The sequence below is a fragment of the Flavobacterium polysaccharolyticum genome, from assembly GCF_038739875.1.
GTDB lineage: Bacteria > Bacteroidota > Bacteroidia > Flavobacteriales > Flavobacteriaceae > Flavobacterium > Flavobacterium polysaccharolyticum.
The window spans coordinates 222,790-240,007 of the sequence record NZ_JBCGDP010000002.1; the positions used below are offsets into that span (position 1 = coordinate 222,790).

A 17,218-nucleotide genomic window follows, 5' to 3' on the forward strand; every position below is an offset into this window, starting at 1 on the left:
CGTTTAAAAATTGATTATTTTTTTGTTTTGTTCCAAATGCATTCGATATTGTTGCATTCCTTCAGCATAACTCAAATAAGGAAAACCTAATTGATGATTGGCTACGCTAATTTGGAACATATAGGTAATATGTCTCGCTAGCTCTTTCCAAGCAAACCAAAGCGAGTGCTTCGGGTCATAAATATGAGTGGGTTCGCTAGCGGCGCCGTTCAACTCAACAATCGAAAAATTAATTCCTCGTTCTAATTCCTCAAAATCGTTATACATAACGTCCAAACGCCCAAAGTAAAACCCTGGAATTTGAACACATAATTTGTCTATTGTTGCATTCAACTTCTCAGTGATTAAGTCGCTTGCATCGATAAATTTGGCTCCTCGGGCGTGATTCCCATAAGGCACTAAATTTCGCTTCTCCCCTTTAGGCACAATCTTATCTAGTTTTTTCCCATACTCTTTTTGCAAGGCTTTCAATTGCATAGCATAGCGGGGATTCATTTGTAGCAATTGAGTAATGGTCGAAACGCCATCTCCTTCAACAATCAAAAATTCTTTGGCTACGATTCCAGTGATTCTACCTGACTTTTCGTGTGGAAAACGGACGTAAAAAATGCCTACTTCGTTCGAAAATGGAATTAAATTTTGAATCAAAAAATCAAAATCGGCTTGAGCAACATAATTTTCTAAATCGGCTAAATTTTTAATTTTTTTTACTCCAGAACCTCTTAAGCCAATATCTGGTTTAGCGATAAATGGAAACGCAATTTGTTCCTTTTGAATCTTTTTTAAAATCATTGGAATTGAAGTTCCCGAAGCAATCAAAAGGGTTTCTGGGTATTCTTTTTTTGGAATTAAATTATAAATGGCTTTTTTAGATTCCATCATAAAACCTCCATTTTTAATGGACGGATTTGCCGCATTGAAGAAAAAAATAGAACGCGCTCTTATGGCATAATACGTCCACAGAAAATAAATAGGAAAGTACACCACTTGAAATGGCCAATACTCCCAATGAAAAAGCTTATGAAAAAATAATTTCAATTTTGAGGATTTAAATGATGATAAAAGTATTGGTTTGACTCTGCTGTTGCAATAAATCATTGTAGCCTAATGTCACTTTATTCGATTCAATAACCGTTTGAGTAATGCTTGTTGTTTTCAATACGTTGTTTCTGTCGATTACTAACCCGAATTCTTTATTATTGCCTTGGGTGGATTGATGAAAATGAAGCACTTCGTCAGGGGTTGGATTAGGATTTTCTTGGATAAAAGCGTCAAACCATTGTTTACGAAGTGTTCGAATTTCTGGAGTATACAAAGTTGCTGAGGACCAAATATGCTTTTCCGAAATGGATAATTCTTGTTTGGTTTTCATCTTCCCATTCCAACGCAACTGGAAAAGCTTTTGGTTTTCGAAAACCACCAAAGTAAAAGGTTCGACAGCACTTAAATCGAGGATTTCCCATTGTTGAATAGCATCACTCGCACTACAAATTTCCAATATAATTAAGCCTCTACTTTTTCCGTAATGGAGTTGCACTTCGTGTTTTTCTTCTGCACCATTAAGCAAAACCACCACCACTCCACCTTCCGAAACGGCAAACCAAGTTCCACCTGCTTTTGGATCTTTAGGAAACAACACTACTTTTCCGTTATAACAATAGCGTTTGGGTGCAAGAGCTGGGCGATTTACTTTTTCATCCCTATTCGAAGTAAGGATTACTTTTCCGTTGGTGCAGACAAAACTTACTGTGCACATTGTTTTCTATACTCAATGGTAGAACATGCCACGCCAAAATTATCGTCGATAGCAATCGCCTGACAGTGCAACAACCCAACTTTTATTAAGGCCTGATGGTGAATGCAATGTTCTAAATTGTACAAAAGTTCTCTGATGTAATTGCTTTCGACAGTAATCACTTGTCCATCTATTACTTGTTGTAAAACCAAAGGCTTATTTTCTAAGTCTAAGTTGGCTTTTACTTCCTCAATCTGAGTGATGGCAAAAAGACTATCGGTTTGAATTTGTTTGTTTCGGGCTCTCAAATCATAATTCACGACTCCAGTATAGTATTGCTTTTGCAAGCATTGATACATTTCGATGATGTGACGCATATGTTCCCCAATAGTGGCTCCGCTAAGTTCAGGACAAGGAAATGTATAATCCGTATCAGATAATTGTTCCAAAAAGCCAATTAATTCATTCAAACTATTTTTTACAGATGCAGTCAACATATTAAAATTTCAATTTTAACAGATTAGAAATCTGATTTTTATGAATAAAAACTAAAGCCACAGAACAAATAAACGTAATTAAAGCCAAAATAAAAAGTGTCCCTCCGTCATTTTGCACTTCATAACCCAAAACTAAAATATGTGAAGCTATTGCTCCAAACATTACTCCAATACTCATTAGCGCTCCTAATAAAGTTACTCTTGGAATCAGAAGTAAAACTGCTGCAATTAGCTCCGCTACTCCAGAACCAATTCTTCCAAAAGGTTCGATGCCTAAAGTCGAAAAAACATACACGCTTTCTGGCGCCGCGGTAAACTTAAAAAAGAGCGTTTGAAGTAAGATACCGGCTGCGACTAACCTTAATATCCACGATACAATAGTTGTTTTCATGATTTCTTATTTAATGATTTTTTTCCAATTCGAATCAGCCTTTGCTTTCAATTGGGCTTCTTCTTTATTCCAACTTTTCAAAGTATTATTAAAAAAGGCATTATAAAACAGATACAATTTGCCTTCTACAATCTTGAAAGTTTCGGGATTGATTGCTACTTTTTCACCCGAACTTCCCATAGCATAAGCACACCAACCTCCATATTGCGGTTCAAAACCCGCTGGATTTTTGACGAAACTATCTTTATTGGCTGGCGAGGAGAAATAATAGGTAATCCCTTCGTAAGTAGTCGCCAAAGCTGCTTTGCCTTTTACTGCTTTGTTTTGTTTGAAATACCCCACAGGATCATACCCCTGAATCCCTACTTTTTTTTCTAAATTAAATTCTGCTGCACGTTTAATAGCGCTTTGAGCAAAAGTCGTAGCCGTTGTAAAGGCCAATAACAGTATTACAAGTGTATTTTTCATTTCGTTTATTTTTAAATTGTTATTTTCTTATGGTACAAATGTATTGAGTGGACTATTTACGTTTTGTCCGTTAGTTTACATTTGAAAGAAAATAATAAAAAAATTGCCCAAAATAGATCTGTTAAAACACTTTACAAAAAACTCCGCCAATAGCTGACGGAGTTTTTATTCATTGAACTCAACTAATTTTACTAAAACACCCCTACAAAAACTATTTTAAAGCTTTGGTAACTGCCACCAACAATTCCGAAGAAATTCTATTTTTAAAATCAGGTGTGATGTGTTCAAACTGAATCAGTCCATTGGTTCCGACAAAGAAAACTGCAGGAACAGGCAAGAAAGTAGTATTTACTCCTTCGGATCCTTTGGTAATAATAGGTTTGTAGTTTTCTGGTGCTTGAAAAGCCAAGCCCATCGCTTTAGACAATTCTCCTTTGCTATCCGATAATAGTAAATAATTCAATTTTTCCTTTTGGTCTGTTTGAAGCAATGCTGCGGGAGCATCTGGGCTCACTGCAATGATTTGAAAACCTAACGCCAACAACTCTTGCTCATTTTGACCTAATGCTGCTAATTGAATATTGCAATACGGACACCATCCGCCTCGGTAAAACACGACTATTGTTTTTTGTTTTTGGATAATGTCAAGAAGCTTTACCGTTTTCCCTTCCGAAGAAAGTAAGGTAACGGCTGGAATTTTTTCACCAATCAATAATGGAGCAATCTCCAAAGCCGTTTTTGGAAGTTCGTTTTGTGCATTTGAGATTCCAACAATTGAAATAAACGCTAATACAAGTAATTTTTTCATAGTTTAAAATTTAATACTTCAAAACTACTTGACTTTTAAGAAACCAAATGTCGGGTACTTTACTTTTCCCTCAAAAACTACAAAAGCGAGATATCCTCAATAATAATTTCTTTACGGCTGTAGTATAGGATGCCTTTTTCTTCCAACTCGTTGAGCAATTGCGTTGCGGTTTGTCTGGAGGTGCAAATGATTTGGGCGATATCGTTTTGGGTAAGGTAATTTTCAATAACGATGCGATTGTCAATGGTTTTTCCATCTCGCTCCGCCCATTCTTTTAGAAAAGTGAGCAAGCGTGTTTTGGCATCTTTAGAAATCAAATTCGCATAATTGTTTTTGATGCGTTTCATTTTTAAGCCTACAAACTTCGTGTACGACAACGCCAAGGAAGGATGTTCCAACAATAAGTTCTCGAAATCAGAGAGCAAGAAACTACAAATAATAATTTCGTCGGTTAGTGCTTTGGCGTATTCATTCGAGTTCTTATCGCTATCCAATTCTAACTCGCCAAACAAATCCCCTTTTTGAATAATATCTTTAATGGTTTCATTGCCGTCTTCGTCTACATAAACAATTTTGATATTTCCTTTTTTAAGCAAAAAAACACGAGGCAATTCAGAGGAAGAAAAATAAATAATCTCTCCCTTTTTGGCTTTTTTAAAACCTGTAATTATGCATAATTGTTTCAATTGGCTCCCGTTTAAGGTCCAAAACAACTTGTGATCACGCAGATACCAATATTTTAATTCTTCATACATAAAACAAATGTATCAAATTATTTATACGAAAAAACCATTAAAGAATTAAGTTTAGGTAAAATAGGAACTTACCGTCTTAGTTCTTTAATGGTTTAAAATAGTATAGTCTCTGTTTACGAAACCAAACCTCTCGAAATCACAATTCGCTGAATTTCAGAAGTTCCTTCATAAATTTGAGTAATTTTAGAATCACGCATCATACGCTCTACGTGGTATTCTGCCACATATCCGTTTCCACCGTGAATTTGAACTGCTTCGTTCGCTACTTCTAATGCAATTTCTGAGGCATATAATTTAGCCATAGCTCCGGAATGTGCAATATCTTGTCCAGCATCTTTTTCGCAAGCTGCTTTCATAATTAACAATTTGGCAGCTGTAATTTTCACGTACATATCGGCCAATTTAAATGCAATGGCTTGGTGTTTGAAAATTTCTTTTCCGAATGCTTTACGCTCCTGCGAATATTTCAAAGCCAACTCATAAGCTCCAGTAGCTATACCTAACGCTTGAGAAGCAATTCCGATTCTACCTCCGTTCAAAACATTCATAGCAAAAGCAAATCCAAAACCGTCTGCACCAATTCTGTTTTCTTTAGGAACTTTTACATCAGTAAATAATAAGGAGTGCGTATCACTACCGCGAATTCCCATTTTCTTTTCTTTTGGACCAATTTCAAAACCTGCCCAACCTTTTTCAACGATAAAAGCATTGATTCCTTTATGTCCTTTTTCGATATCGGTTTGAGCGATTACTAAATAAGTAGAAGCCGTACCTCCGTTAGTAATCCAATTTTTAGTACCATTTAATAAGTAATGGTCTCCCATATCAATAGCAGTCGTCTTTTGAGAAGTCGCATCTGAACCTGCTTCAGGCTCTGACAAACAAAACGCACCTATAACATCTCCTTTTGCAAGAGGAACCAAATACTTCATTTTTTGCTCTTCGCTGCAATACTTTTCTAATCCTGCACAAACTAATGAATTGTTTACAGACATGATTACTGCTGCAGAAGCATCTACTTTGGCTATCTCTGTCATAGCTAAAACATAAGAAATGCTATCTAATCCAGCTCCACCATATTTTGGGTCTACCATCATTCCCAAAAATCCTAGTTCTGCCATTTTTTTTACTTGCTCCGTTGGGAACTTAGAATGTTCGTCTCTTTCTATCACTCCAGGTAGCAATTCTGTTTGAGCAAAATCTCTTGCCGCCTGTTGAATCATTAGATGCTCTTCAGTAAGATTAAAATCCATGTTGTATTTAGTTTTTTTGTAAGTATTCAAATTTTGCATTCAAAAATAGAATTTAAATATTAAAAATTCAAACGATTTCGTTAATTTAGCTTTTGTCTAAAACAATTATCAACTTTTCTTGTAAAGTACTTAAATATTGATTCTCATTCAGCTTTTTCTAAACTAATTTGTCAGTAAAAAAACGTTCAAAAAAACTCAAATACATTCGTTTCTAGACGTTTAAAAGACACAAAAAATCAAGACTTTGCTCATATATTCTTTTTTTTTATAAAAAACAGCTTATTTAGCATTGTGTAAAAATTAACATATTAACACAAAACCTAACAAATCCTTTTAATTTCAAAAACTCTCATTACTTTTATAACAAATTGAACCTAAAATAATTAAAGATTATTCAATAGTTTTTTTTAAACAAAAAACAATGTTGAAAAACCTTCTCTTTGATATAAATTTGCAAACCATTTTTTAACTCAGTGTCACTTATGAAAAACTCGATTACTTTACTAGTAGTGTTCTTTTTAACGCTTTCGTTTTCAAAAGGAATCGCTCAAGAAAAATTTTCAGTCAATGGCGTAACTGTTCCTAGAACTATCGATTTTGAAAATCAAAAACTACAACTAAATGGGTTTGGGTCTCGAACTAAATTTTGGACAGAAGTGTACGTACAAGCTTTGTATTTATCACAATTATCAGAAGATGCCAAAGATATTTTAGATAGTGATACCAATATGGGGATTCGTTTACAAATTACCTCATCATTAGTAAGTTCACAAAAACTTTCAAAATCTTTACACAAAGGAATGGTGAAATCTATCGGTGAACAAAATCTACCTCAATTTAAAATGCAGCTGGATTTATTAGAAAAACTATTAAACCGTGAAGCAACTGTTGAGAATGACGCTTTCAATTTGATTTATTCATCTAATGAAAAAGCAATTTTAGTCTACAAAAACAACCAATTAGAAGGAAAGATTCCTGGTTTTGATTTCAAAAAAGCCTTTTTCGGAATTTGGTTGTCGAACAATCCAGTCGATGCAGAACTTAAAGATGCACTTTTAGGAAAAGTAAAATAAACACATCACGTAATCTACCTTTTTTGCCCCCAAAAAAGTAAATGCCGTTTCTGATAAAATATCAGAAACGGCAATTTTTATTTAGACTAGTTGACAAAATTGACTACCATCTGAATTATTTCCTTACTTTTCAAATCGTGACCCAATCCTTCAGTCAAGACCAGTTGGCTATTTTTCCAGTGCTTGTTTAATCGAATAGAATAATAATGATGGGTAGCTTCATCTCCTTTATCGTGAATGATTAAAGCTGGAATAGTAAGATGCTCAGCAAATTTTGCAGTAGAAAAATAGCTAGGCAATTGCCCTAACTGCAACTGGAATTCCTTGATTATTATCTCCAAAGCTTTTGAACTCAAACCTAGCGTTTTTTTGTAAAAGTCAAAAAAATCAGAAGCCTCTCCAGGAGCGCCCATGATAATCACTTTTTCAATATTGTGGGACTTATAATGGTCTAAATAATAGGCTGTAGCAAATCCTCCAATGGAGTGACTCACAATAGCAGTAACATCTGGCTTTCTTTGTAAAAACATATCTATGACTTGAGCATACAAAACAACGTGTATCATTTTACCAGAAGACAATCCGTGTGCGGGAGCATCTAGCGCATAAACGGTAAAGTCTTGATGCAACAACTGCTCCACATATTTTTTCCATCTAAACGAATGACTTGCCCAACCGTGTACTAGCAGTATTTTTTTGGAACCATTCCCCCATTTATAGGTTTGGATTTTATAGCTTTCATACTCAATTACATCAGAAATACCTTTTTCCAAAAATTGCATTTGGTGTGGTTTGACTTTGTGAGCAAAGGGGTTACAAAAAAGTGCAAAACCTTTTCGCTGTAGCATTTTTGGGTGAACATAGGCTAAAACATTAAAGTAAAATCCTATGTTTTTCTGAATTACTTTCTTTAATTTAATCTTATTTTTGATTTTTTGATACCAATCGGTATCGTTTTAGGTAAATTTTTTTACAATAATACATCGGCTACGATCCAATTTTTTAGATGCTTCACTACCGCCTCAATGTCACTATTAGAATCCTGTAACTTGCTCATCATAATAGCACCTTCAAGCGAAGAAATCATAACAATTGCTACCAATTTTTCGTTCACAATAGCATTGACTTCTTTATGTGTTTTACCATTGATAACAATCGTCTCGATAGAATTCCTAAATACGGTTAAAGTTTGTAAAGCTTTGTCTTTAAGTACCATAGTGGTATCATCAACCTCTGTTGACACATTCAGTAAAGGACAACCACCACTAAAAAAAGGATTATTGATGTAGTCTTGAAATAGCTCCAAAACACAGAACAACTTATCTCTTGTGTTGCTTTCTGCTTTGATTCTTTTTTGTAACGTATTAAAAATCGAATGCATCATATTTTGAAACGCTTCGATTTCCAATTGCTCTTTATTTTCAAAATGGCGATAAATGGCACCTTTCGTCAATCCTGTGGCATTGGTAATGTCACTCAATGAAGTAGCCCGATACCCTTTTGTATTAAAAAGAGTAATCGCTTCTTGTAACACCTTGCTTTTGGTAATTTCTGACGACTTCATATGCAAAGATACCGATTGGTATCAAATAATTCGAAAAATGCCAAATTTTTTTTTTCGTATGTCGAAAAAAGTAAATTTGCTTAACAAAATAACACCCATTTTTAATGAAAGATTTATTAAAGAAATTCGAAAATAAACAGCCTGAAATCATCTTCAATTGGAAAGATTCTGAAACCGAGGCCGAAGGATGGACTGTAATTAATTCCTTACGTGGAGGTGCTGCTGGTGGCGGTACAAGAATGAGAAAAGGATTGGATATGAACGAGGTTTTGTCTTTGGCAAAAACAATGGAAGTAAAATTCTCTGTTTCAGGACCAGCAATTGGTGGTGCCAAATCAGGTATCAACTTTGACCCTAACGACCCAAGAAAAAAAGGCGTTTTGCAACGTTGGTACAAGGCAGTTTCTCCTTTATTAAAAAGTTATTATGGAACTGGTGGTGATTTGAATGTAGACGAAATCCACGAAGTTATCCCAATGACCGAGGAATGTGGGGTTTGGCACCCACAAGAAGGGGTGTTTAACGGACATTTCAAACCTACCGAAGCAGACAAAATCAATCGCATCGGGCAATTGCGTCAAGGCGTAATCAAAGTAATCGAAAATCCTAAATTCTCTCCCGATGTAACTAAGAAATACACTGTTGCAGATATGATTACCGGTTATGGTGTCGCGCAAGCAGTTGGACATTATTACAGCATTTACGGTGGCGATATCAAAGGTAAAAAAGCTATCGTTCAAGGTTTTGGAAACGTAGGTTCGGCCGCCGCTTTTTATCTGGCTGAAATGGGAGCTAAAATCGTCGGAATCATTGATAGAGACGGAGGATTAATCAACGAAAATGGCTTCTCTTTCGAAGAAATCAGAACTTTATTCCTAAACAAAGACGGCAACAAATTGGTTTCCGAAAATATGATTCCATTTGAAGCAATCAACGAAAAAATATGGACTATTGGGGCAGAAATTTTCACGCCTTGTGCTGCCTCTCGTTTGGTTACCCAATCTCAAATTGACAGTTTGATTGCGAACGGACTCGAAGTAATCTCTTGTGGTGCGAACGTTCCTTTTGCCGACAAAGAAATCTTCTTTGGCCCAATTATGGAAGATGTAGACCACAAAGTTAGCTTGATTCCTGACTTTATTTCCAACTGTGGAATGGCTAGAGTTTTCGCCTATTTTATGGAGAAAAAAGTACAAATGACCGACGAAGCTATCTTTCAAGACACTTCCGAAACCATCAAAAATGCTATAGAAAAGACTCATGAATTAAACATTTCTAAAAAGAACATTAGCGCTACTGCCTTTGAAATAGCATTAAAAGAATTGACATAATAATATTTTTTTACTCACAACACGGATTAGACTATTTATAAATAGTATAATCCGTTTTTTTTTCTTCCAATTCAAACCCTGAATCTGCATTAAAATCTATTGCAAATTCTGGGTATGGTGTTATAAAATTAGTGACTATATGGATGAAAATACTCGAATAATAATAAAACATGGCAGAAGAGCAGTAACCGTATTAAAGTATGAATTAGATTACTTGTCAAAATTTCTTTTGACAGGATATAAGTCTTTATAAAACAATCTTTTTATATTTTTGTCATGTACTTAACCAATTATTTTAAAAGCAAACTAATACAAATATTTGCAATAAAAATTATAAAAAAATAGAGAGAAAATAAATTTCTCTCTATTAAAATTTTGTGGTTAAATAAAGAAAAGATAAAGCAGAAACACCTTTCAAACAACATTAGTTTTTAGACATAAACACTTTACTCTTTGCTCTTACTTTCGTCAAAAATTAGCAAGCTTGTGTCGGTTTACAAGGAGTATTTGAGTAGTATTGATCAGCTGAACAACCTCTTGAACACCAATAACCTCCATTAATACTTTTTTGCTCATTCTTAGTTAATTCTTGAGCACCTTTTAATTTTAAAATGTTTTTTAACATAATTATAGTTTTTATTATTTAGTTAATACCTCAATCATTTTAAGACACTTGGGGTTTGTATCCAGTATTAATTAATTTAACATACATGGTGTTCCTATTGGAGCGCACGCACATATTTCTGAATCTGGACAGCAAATAACAATTTCGTGACCGAAGCAAGTTAATAAACCAGCTCCACTGATACTTTTTTGCTCATTCTTAGTTAATTCTTGAGCACCTTTTAATTTTAAAATGTTTTTTAACATAATTTAAAGTTTTAAAAATTCGGTTAATACCTCAATCATTTTGAGACACTTGAAGCTTATGTCTATCCTTGCAAAAATGCTTTATATATTTTAAATTTGAGCTAAACGTTGAATTTCTTTAGCATCATTCACCTAAGAAAAATCATTTAAAAAATACTTTAATTCACTAATGGTATATTCATTTGGAAATAGTTTCTCGTTTACAATCTTAACAGGAGTGTAATTAAATTCATTTACTGAACACCAATCGTATTGTTGCTGTAATTGTTGATTCACTTTCATTGAGATTACAGCTACTTTCCATTTTTTTAACCAAGATTCTAATCCTACTTTATGAATATGCCAATCCGTAATGGCTTCCTCAATTTTGTCCGGAAAAGAAGCGTTTATTTCCAGCAAGCTCTCAACAACTGCCTTATAAGGATTCTCATTGTTTTCTGGGTTAATATTAAACAGAATATTGAGAAACACTTTTTCAGGAAATTTATGAACTAAGTCAATAGCCTCTTCGAATGCCTTATGACAATGCCCACAACTTGGACTAAGGATAATCGTAAGTGAAGTATCCGATTTTGGATTCCCGAACTGTATTCCTTGCAGTTTAGAAAACCCCTCCATTACAAGGACTTTTTTTGAAAGAAAATCAAAAACACTATAACTTCTTTTAAACTTTTTTAATTCTTTTATTTCGCTTTCCATATTAAACTTAGAAGTTAATACTGGTTTTATCATATACCATAATGAAATGCAGAAAACTGTAGAAAATAAATACGTAAAATCAAAAAGAATCACATTAGAAAACAATGACTCTTCTAAAAAGTAGCCCACCAAACTTTGCAAAACAAGTATAGCAGAAACAACTAAACAGAGCACACACCATTTTTTGATTTGAAATTTTTGGAGCCATACAGAATATAGTATCACTGGAATTGAAAACAAACTAAGTAATCCAATTGTTTTACTCGAATATTCTGGGCTTAATAAAATGGAAATTATACTAGTACTAAAAAATAGTAATGGTAAATCTGTAAAACTCATCCATTTATTAATATCTCCTTTTTGAGATTGAATAACTGAATCACAGGAAGTATTAGAATTGATATTACAAAATTTTGAAACTATTTCATTTTTTAATCCAAACTTTTCTTGAACTATAAAAACACTAACCAAAATTCCAGCTAATGAAGTAAAAAGCAGAATTAAATTACTTATACTATACTTATTATAAGCAACAGACAATATTACTAAAGCAACGATAGGAAAGCTGTAAAATATCCATTTAGCATTAAATTTTACCTCAGATGATATAATCTGATTGGGCTCTATTACAATAATAATTCCGTCCCAATCTTTACAAAAATCATCAATAGTCAATTTCGATTTAATTCCTTTTTCGTTTTCTATAACTACTTCTTTTTCAAGTTTTACAACAAGAACTAAATCTCTATTAAAGAATGCCAAAAAACTATCAGGCAATTCTTCAAATTGTTCTTTTGGGACTCTTGCAGCAATATTCTCTATAGACAACATGTCCAAGGAATCCGTTAATGCAAATACACTTGGATAATTGGGATGGGAAAGAAAAAGCTCTTCAAATTCACTTTTTTTACCTTGGTATAAATTTAAATCTAGATATTTATTAATCAATCTAATCATAAAACTAATTACTATAACAGCAAATCTTATTTAAAAATATAACTTATTTCAACATTACGATTCCTTGGCACAACAGTAATCTTGTATATAAAACATACTGAGACTTGAAAAAACAGTCTTTCGTAAAAACATACTCCAATATTTAAAAAAAACTAGCAAAAAATACCAAAGCGTCTCCCATACGGGGTCTTTAAAAAAAATTGCTATAAATTAACACAAAACCTAAAGTAATACTCTAATCGTCGCCAACCATCGTAATCGACTTAACTGCAAATGGAAGTTCAGGAACACAAATCATTACTAATATAGAGCCGTCATTTACATTCTTTCGCTATTTTTTACTCAGTTTCTGAGCACCATTTAATTTTAAAAGGATTTTTAATACAACTTTAGTTTAAAAATTTGAATAATAACTCAATCATTTGAAGACAGTTGAACATTCAATCTACTATTACAAGATTGCTTTTAATAGTATCAAACTTGAACCAAACAAATCTTTTTTATAAAAGATTTGTTCTTTACTTTCACTTAATTCAAACAACTTCACATGCTCACTAATTTCTGTAAATTCTCACCAATTTAGACATTTTAAAAAAAAGAATTAGCCATACTGTATCATGAAATTTTACTAAAAAAGAAAACTAAAACAAGAAAATACATGTAAATATAATTGGCTAGATTATCTAAATATCACTCCAATGTGTTAATGTTTTCATAAAAAAATAAAAATTCAAGTATAGCAAGGGGCATACAAGATCCTAATAAATTTAGGTTTTACGTCATAAAAGATGAACCTATAAAAAATTAATAATCAAAAACTACATTTGCTCAAAAAACAACTTCTCCTTTGAAATTATAACATTTTTTATGTGATTTTATTGTATTTCTTCATGAAGATTTGTTTCTATAAAATTTCAAACCATGAAACCGCAACTATATACAGATAAATTAATTATCGAAACCTCAAGACACCCCACCATAATACATTGCCTTGACTAAGAATTTTTACTTGAAGATAAAAAAAAAGCAATTTCTACTTGCCATAAGTAAAAATTGCTTTCTAAAACCTGTTGCCAAAGTTCTAAACTATTTGGCTATGCAGTATGTGCTTCCGCTATCAACATCACCTTCAGGAAAGTTTTTACAATAAAGTGTTCTTTTAAGAGTAAAGCAGTCGCCATCAATACTTACAATATCAATTACTATTCGATCACCTACTTCTATTTGACTTTCAGCGATCTTCTTCGTACAAGTTATTTCATATTGACAATCTGTTATCCATTTTACACTCCATACCATCTTCAACACTCCATTGTCAAAACTTTCTTGAATTGCACCGTTAATTACAAAAATCTTTTTTGGATAATCTGGATCTACCGCCTTAACATTTTTTAACTTACTACAATCAAGAGATTGAGAATACCCAATTACCCCTAGCAAAAGGAATATGGTTAGTGTTAGTTGCTTTTTCATATATGTAATTTTGAATTATGTGAGGAAATTTTTTATTTGAATGTATATATTACACAATATTAAAAAAATGTATCGTACTATACAACTCTTTGATCTTTGCAATTAGATTAAAAACTTTAGTACATGACAAATTTATATTACTAAAAAACAATAAAATACCAGAAATTAATTCATTAAAAAAAACTGATATTTAGCACATTATAAAGTTATTAACAGATATTTTTATAATTAAGAATGCCAATCTTGAGTACAAAGATACAGAGCTTATTTCGGTTTTACAAGGTCATTTAAAAGGAGAACTCAATTTAAAGGGGTAAACTCTTTTTTATTTATAACAGCTTTATGCAAAATAGAGACAATTAATTATGATAGATAGTATCTAGATTTGACACAACGGCTAAAAAAAGAGCTCTTACAGAAGAACGCAAAGATTCATGAAGAAATTTTACTCATACTCTAAAACAAATAACACATTGGTATTCGATTTACTATAACCAACCTTGATTTAATTATGGAGCTAGATAGGATGAATTGGAAATTTGATAGTAAAAACATCAGCATTCTAATATTGGGGTCAGTTATAAAAATATTGAACAAATGCGGAAATTCAGACACACCAAAGACGATTGTTTTAATGAAAACCTACATGGAAAGTTTTAGGAAGTAAAGTATAGTCTAAATCTGCTTGGGGTAGATCTATTCGCTATAGAATCTGTCTGCACAAGAACAGTTGTAAGCTTTCTTGCGGAAATACGTACTGATATATTTAAATTCAAGACAGATAAACAATTTGTAAATTGGCTCAGATTGGCACCAAACAATAAAATCAGTGGAGGTAAAGCTTTGAAAAGCAGCCCCAAAAAGACAAAAATAAATTTGTATTAGAGTTAAATACCAATACAATAAAGAACTCAAAAGTTGAACTTTATCTTGCCACGAATACCACATTTCTACTTTTTACTTCAAACAATTTTTAGTACTTTTCAGCGTTTTTAACCCATACTTTAAAAATCAAAGCAACAATGCAATCCCCAGTTACCTCAGATAAGAAAAAAGCCATAGCCGTTTCACTAGTCCTCTACGGAATACTGCTGTTGATTTTATTTTTTATCCGTTTTTGGCCTCCCTACAACCCCGATTCCTTTACAGCACTTGCTGGCGGAGGTGGCGGCGGGCTTACGGTTAACTTTGGCGATAGCGAAATGGGACAGGGTGCCGATTACCAAAGCGAGGTTTTGGATGTAAAAAACCAAACCAAAGTTACACCCACACCGGCAACTCCAGACGAGGCCATCTTATCGCAAGAAACCGCAACAGAGGAAAGCGTAGTTATCCCTAAAAAAGAGAAAATAAAAAACACCACGTCTGCACTAAAAGAAATCCCAAAACCCGTGGTCGAAAAACCAAAAGTTTCTAATACAACCAACGATGCCTTGTCAAGTATTTTAAAAGGCTCCAACAAAGGAGGCGATGGCGACGATAAAGTAGCTGGCAATAAAGGAAAAGCTAACGGAAGCTTAAGCGCCAAAGATTATTATGGCTCCGGAGGTTCTGGTGGAGGAACAGGCGGCGGCAACGGAACCGGAAATGGCATTGGCACCGGAAGCGGTTATGGAGCAGGAAGCGGTGGAGGCTCTGGTGGTGGAGCAGGCTATTCTCTAGGCAATCGCAGAGCCATCTCAAAACCTGTTCCAAAATACACTTGCAACGAAGTAGGCAAAGTAGTAGTAGAAGTATCCGTAGACCGTAACGGCAACACCATAAGCGCCATTGCAGGAAGCAAAGGAACCACCAATACGGCCAAATGCCTTTTGGACCAAGCCAAAATTGCAGCAATGAACACCAAATGGGATGCTAGCAGCAACGCACCAGAGAAACAAGTCGGTAAGATTGTTTATAATTTCAATTTGAATTAACTGTTTTAACAACAGCATCTCTTACCACTAGCTAAAATGCGTGAGGGATAGGAGCAAATGTCATTAAGTTAAGGGGAAAAAGAAAAAATAGGACGCAGATTCATCAGATTTTCACTCATTTTTCTGCAGAAACCTGCGTGAAAACAAAAAGAGTAATTCCTTAACTTAATGAAATTGGGATAGGAGCTAGCTACCGAAGTAGCGCGGATAGCCCGACCGCAGAAAAGTAAAGGGGCGAATAACACATATGCTATTCGCCCCTTTGCTTTTATGGGGTCATGCCCAAATTATGCTTACTTTGGACTGGTGGCTATGACAAACTTTAGGTTGTTTTTTACACCGATTTGAAGTACGTCTACTAAATCTTGCACTTGAAGGTTGAATGGAATTCGGACGATGACCGTTTGGTCTTTTTCTCCACTAATTTTTCCCATCAAAGTGGTTTCTAGGTCTTCGAATGCAACGGGTTGTTTATCGAGATAGAACTTTTTGTCTTCGGTAACCGAAAGGCTAATGTATTGCTTATTCGTTTTTTCGTTGGACTTGGCTTTGGGTAAGGTCATTTTGATCACATTTGGATTGGCCAATGTGGAGATGATCAGGAAAAACAACAATAAGAAAAACATAATATCGCTGAGCGAAGAGGTCGCTACTTCGGCATGAAATCTTCTTTTTCTTTTGATCGCCATAACTATGCTCTTTGAATAATATTAACGAATTCTAAAATCTGTTTTTGCACTTTTAGCGCAAAATTATCAATCTTTCCGTTCAGCAAATGGTAGGCACTGTAGGCGATGATTCCAACAATTAATCCAGCACCACTACTAATCATCTTCTCGTACAATCCACCAGAAATGTTTCCGATACTGATGTTTTCTGTAACTGAAATGCTGTAAAAAATCTTGATTACCCCCGAAATGGTTCCGATAAATCCAAGTGTTGGGGCAATACCTGCAATTAATCCTAAATGGCCTAAATGCTTCTCCATTTGACCAATTTCGATATCGGCAGCGCGATCCATATTCGATTCAATCTCTGCGATGGGACGACCAATCACCAGAATTCCCTCTTTTATAATCGTACTCGAAGCATTAGTAGAACGCTCTACGATAGCTCTAGCCAATTCTATATTTCCGGATTGCAATTGCTCTCCCACATCGCGCAACAAACGATCGTCTATTTTTGAGGCTCTGTCTATGTACAAATACCGCTCGGCAATTACATAAAACGTATAGAGCAACAAAATGGCAATCGGAATTAAGAAAAACCCACCTTTCAAAATAAATTCCAATACCGAAATTTCAGTATTTGGAGCAACATTTTCAATAACAGCAGTAGAAGTCGCAGCAGTAAGTGAGTCGGCTTGCAGAGAGAGTAAAGTAAACATATTTTATTCTTGATTTTTACGAATTAATTCTAAAAAATATT

The 17,218-nt window shown here is 34.0% G+C and carries 20 protein-coding genes; 4 read left to right on the plus strand and 16 right to left on the minus strand.

Annotated features, from left to right (window positions below; genetic code table 11):
- Positions 1–3: 3 nt before the first annotated feature.
- The 8 genes from WFZ86_RS02825 to WFZ86_RS02860 form a co-directional block, all read right to left on the minus strand.
- Positions 4–1,038, minus strand: a complete 1,035-nt coding sequence (locus WFZ86_RS02825; RefSeq protein ID WP_342690518.1) for an ATP-grasp domain-containing protein — start codon at positions 1,036–1,038, stop codon at positions 4–6.
- A gap of 10 nt (positions 1,039–1,048) precedes the next feature.
- On the minus strand, positions 1,049–1,756 hold the full coding sequence (locus tag WFZ86_RS02830; protein WP_342690519.1) for an NRDE family protein: 708 nt from the start codon (positions 1,754–1,756) through the stop codon (positions 1,049–1,051).
- Positions 1,744–2,232, minus strand: a complete 489-nt coding sequence (locus tag WFZ86_RS02835) for a DinB family protein (protein WP_342690520.1) — start codon at positions 2,230–2,232, stop codon at positions 1,744–1,746. The genes WFZ86_RS02830 and WFZ86_RS02835 overlap by 13 nt, the downstream gene beginning before the upstream one ends.
- A 1-nt stretch (position 2,233) precedes the next feature.
- Positions 2,234–2,623, minus strand: coding sequence for a DoxX family protein (locus WFZ86_RS02840; protein WP_315172207.1), 390 nt, complete (start codon positions 2,621–2,623; stop codon positions 2,234–2,236).
- A gap of 6 nt (positions 2,624–2,629) precedes the next feature.
- Positions 2,630–3,091 carry a YHS domain-containing (seleno)protein gene (locus WFZ86_RS02845; RefSeq protein ID WP_342690521.1) on the minus strand — a complete coding sequence of 154 codons (462 nt, stop codon included), beginning with the start codon at positions 3,089–3,091 and terminating at the stop codon, positions 2,630–2,632.
- A 211-nt stretch (positions 3,092–3,302) separates the two neighbouring features.
- The gene (locus WFZ86_RS02850) at positions 3,303–3,899 is read right to left on the minus strand and encodes a peroxiredoxin-like family protein (protein ID WP_342690522.1); all 597 of its coding nucleotides are present in this window, start codon (positions 3,897–3,899) and stop codon (positions 3,303–3,305) included.
- A 77-nt stretch (positions 3,900–3,976) separates the two neighbouring features.
- The gene (locus WFZ86_RS02855; protein WP_342690523.1) at positions 3,977–4,654 is read right to left on the minus strand and encodes a Crp/Fnr family transcriptional regulator; all 678 of its coding nucleotides are present in this window, start codon (positions 4,652–4,654) and stop codon (positions 3,977–3,979) included.
- A gap of 113 nt (positions 4,655–4,767) precedes the next feature.
- Positions 4,768–5,907, minus strand: coding sequence for an acyl-CoA dehydrogenase family protein (locus WFZ86_RS02860; protein WP_159687255.1), 1,140 nt, complete (start codon positions 5,905–5,907; stop codon positions 4,768–4,770).
- A 482-nt stretch (positions 5,908–6,389) separates the two neighbouring features.
- Between WFZ86_RS02860 and WFZ86_RS02865 the strand changes: the two genes are divergently transcribed.
- On the plus strand, positions 6,390–6,980 hold the full coding sequence (locus WFZ86_RS02865; RefSeq protein ID WP_342690524.1) for a chalcone isomerase family protein: 591 nt from the start codon (positions 6,390–6,392) through the stop codon (positions 6,978–6,980).
- A gap of 86 nt (positions 6,981–7,066) precedes the next feature.
- On the opposite strand, the gene WFZ86_RS02870 is transcribed toward WFZ86_RS02865, so the two are convergent.
- Positions 7,067–7,762, minus strand: a complete 696-nt coding sequence (locus WFZ86_RS02870; RefSeq protein WP_342690525.1) for an alpha/beta hydrolase — start codon at positions 7,760–7,762, stop codon at positions 7,067–7,069.
- 188 nt (positions 7,763–7,950) lie between these two features.
- The gene (locus tag WFZ86_RS02875; protein WP_342690526.1) at positions 7,951–8,544 is read right to left on the minus strand and encodes a TetR/AcrR family transcriptional regulator; all 594 of its coding nucleotides are present in this window, start codon (positions 8,542–8,544) and stop codon (positions 7,951–7,953) included.
- A 104-nt stretch (positions 8,545–8,648) separates the two neighbouring features.
- Between WFZ86_RS02875 and WFZ86_RS02880 the strand changes: the two genes are divergently transcribed.
- The gene (locus WFZ86_RS02880) at positions 8,649–9,875 is read left to right on the plus strand and encodes a Glu/Leu/Phe/Val dehydrogenase dimerization domain-containing protein (RefSeq protein WP_342690527.1); all 1,227 of its coding nucleotides are present in this window, start codon (positions 8,649–8,651) and stop codon (positions 9,873–9,875) included.
- A gap of 475 nt (positions 9,876–10,350) precedes the next feature.
- Here the strand turns inward: WFZ86_RS02880 and WFZ86_RS02885 are convergent, their stop codons facing one another.
- The 4 genes from WFZ86_RS02885 to WFZ86_RS02900 form a co-directional block, all read right to left on the minus strand.
- On the minus strand, positions 10,351–10,500 hold the full coding sequence (locus tag WFZ86_RS02885) for a hypothetical protein (protein ID WP_342690528.1): 150 nt from the start codon (positions 10,498–10,500) through the stop codon (positions 10,351–10,353).
- 71 nt (positions 10,501–10,571) lie between these two features.
- Positions 10,572–10,745 (minus strand): hypothetical protein, encoded by a 174-nt coding sequence (locus tag WFZ86_RS02890; protein WP_342690529.1) that lies wholly within the window; start codon positions 10,743–10,745, stop codon positions 10,572–10,574.
- A gap of 132 nt (positions 10,746–10,877) precedes the next feature.
- Positions 10,878–12,401 (minus strand): vitamin K epoxide reductase family protein, encoded by a 1,524-nt coding sequence (locus WFZ86_RS02895; protein WP_342690530.1) that lies wholly within the window; start codon positions 12,399–12,401, stop codon positions 10,878–10,880.
- Positions 12,402–13,487: 1,086 nt separating this feature from the next.
- Entirely contained in the window at positions 13,488–13,874 is a 387-nt protein-coding gene (locus WFZ86_RS02900) for a hypothetical protein (protein ID WP_342690531.1), read from the minus strand.
- 705 nt (positions 13,875–14,579) lie between these two features.
- On the opposite strand from WFZ86_RS02900, the gene WFZ86_RS20390 reads away from it, so the two are divergent.
- Both WFZ86_RS20390 and WFZ86_RS02905 read left to right on the plus strand, forming a co-directional pair.
- On the plus strand, positions 14,580–14,759 hold the full coding sequence (locus WFZ86_RS20390; protein WP_425402853.1) for a transposase: 180 nt from the start codon (positions 14,580–14,582) through the stop codon (positions 14,757–14,759).
- Between the two features lie 137 nt (positions 14,760–14,896).
- A complete protein-coding gene (locus WFZ86_RS02905) occupies positions 14,897–15,790 on the plus strand; it encodes an energy transducer TonB (RefSeq protein ID WP_342690532.1) in 894 nt (297 codons plus the stop codon).
- 293 nt (positions 15,791–16,083) lie between these two features.
- Here WFZ86_RS02905 and WFZ86_RS02910 read toward each other — a convergent pair whose 3' ends face one another.
- Together WFZ86_RS02910 and WFZ86_RS02915 are read right to left on the minus strand one after the other, a co-directional pair.
- A complete protein-coding gene (locus WFZ86_RS02910) occupies positions 16,084–16,479 on the minus strand; it encodes an ExbD/TolR family protein (RefSeq protein WP_298297689.1) in 396 nt (131 codons plus the stop codon).
- Positions 16,480–16,481: 2 nt separating this feature from the next.
- Entirely contained in the window at positions 16,482–17,177 is a 696-nt protein-coding gene (locus WFZ86_RS02915) for a MotA/TolQ/ExbB proton channel family protein (RefSeq protein WP_315143827.1), read from the minus strand.
- Positions 17,178–17,218 lie beyond the last annotated feature (41 nt).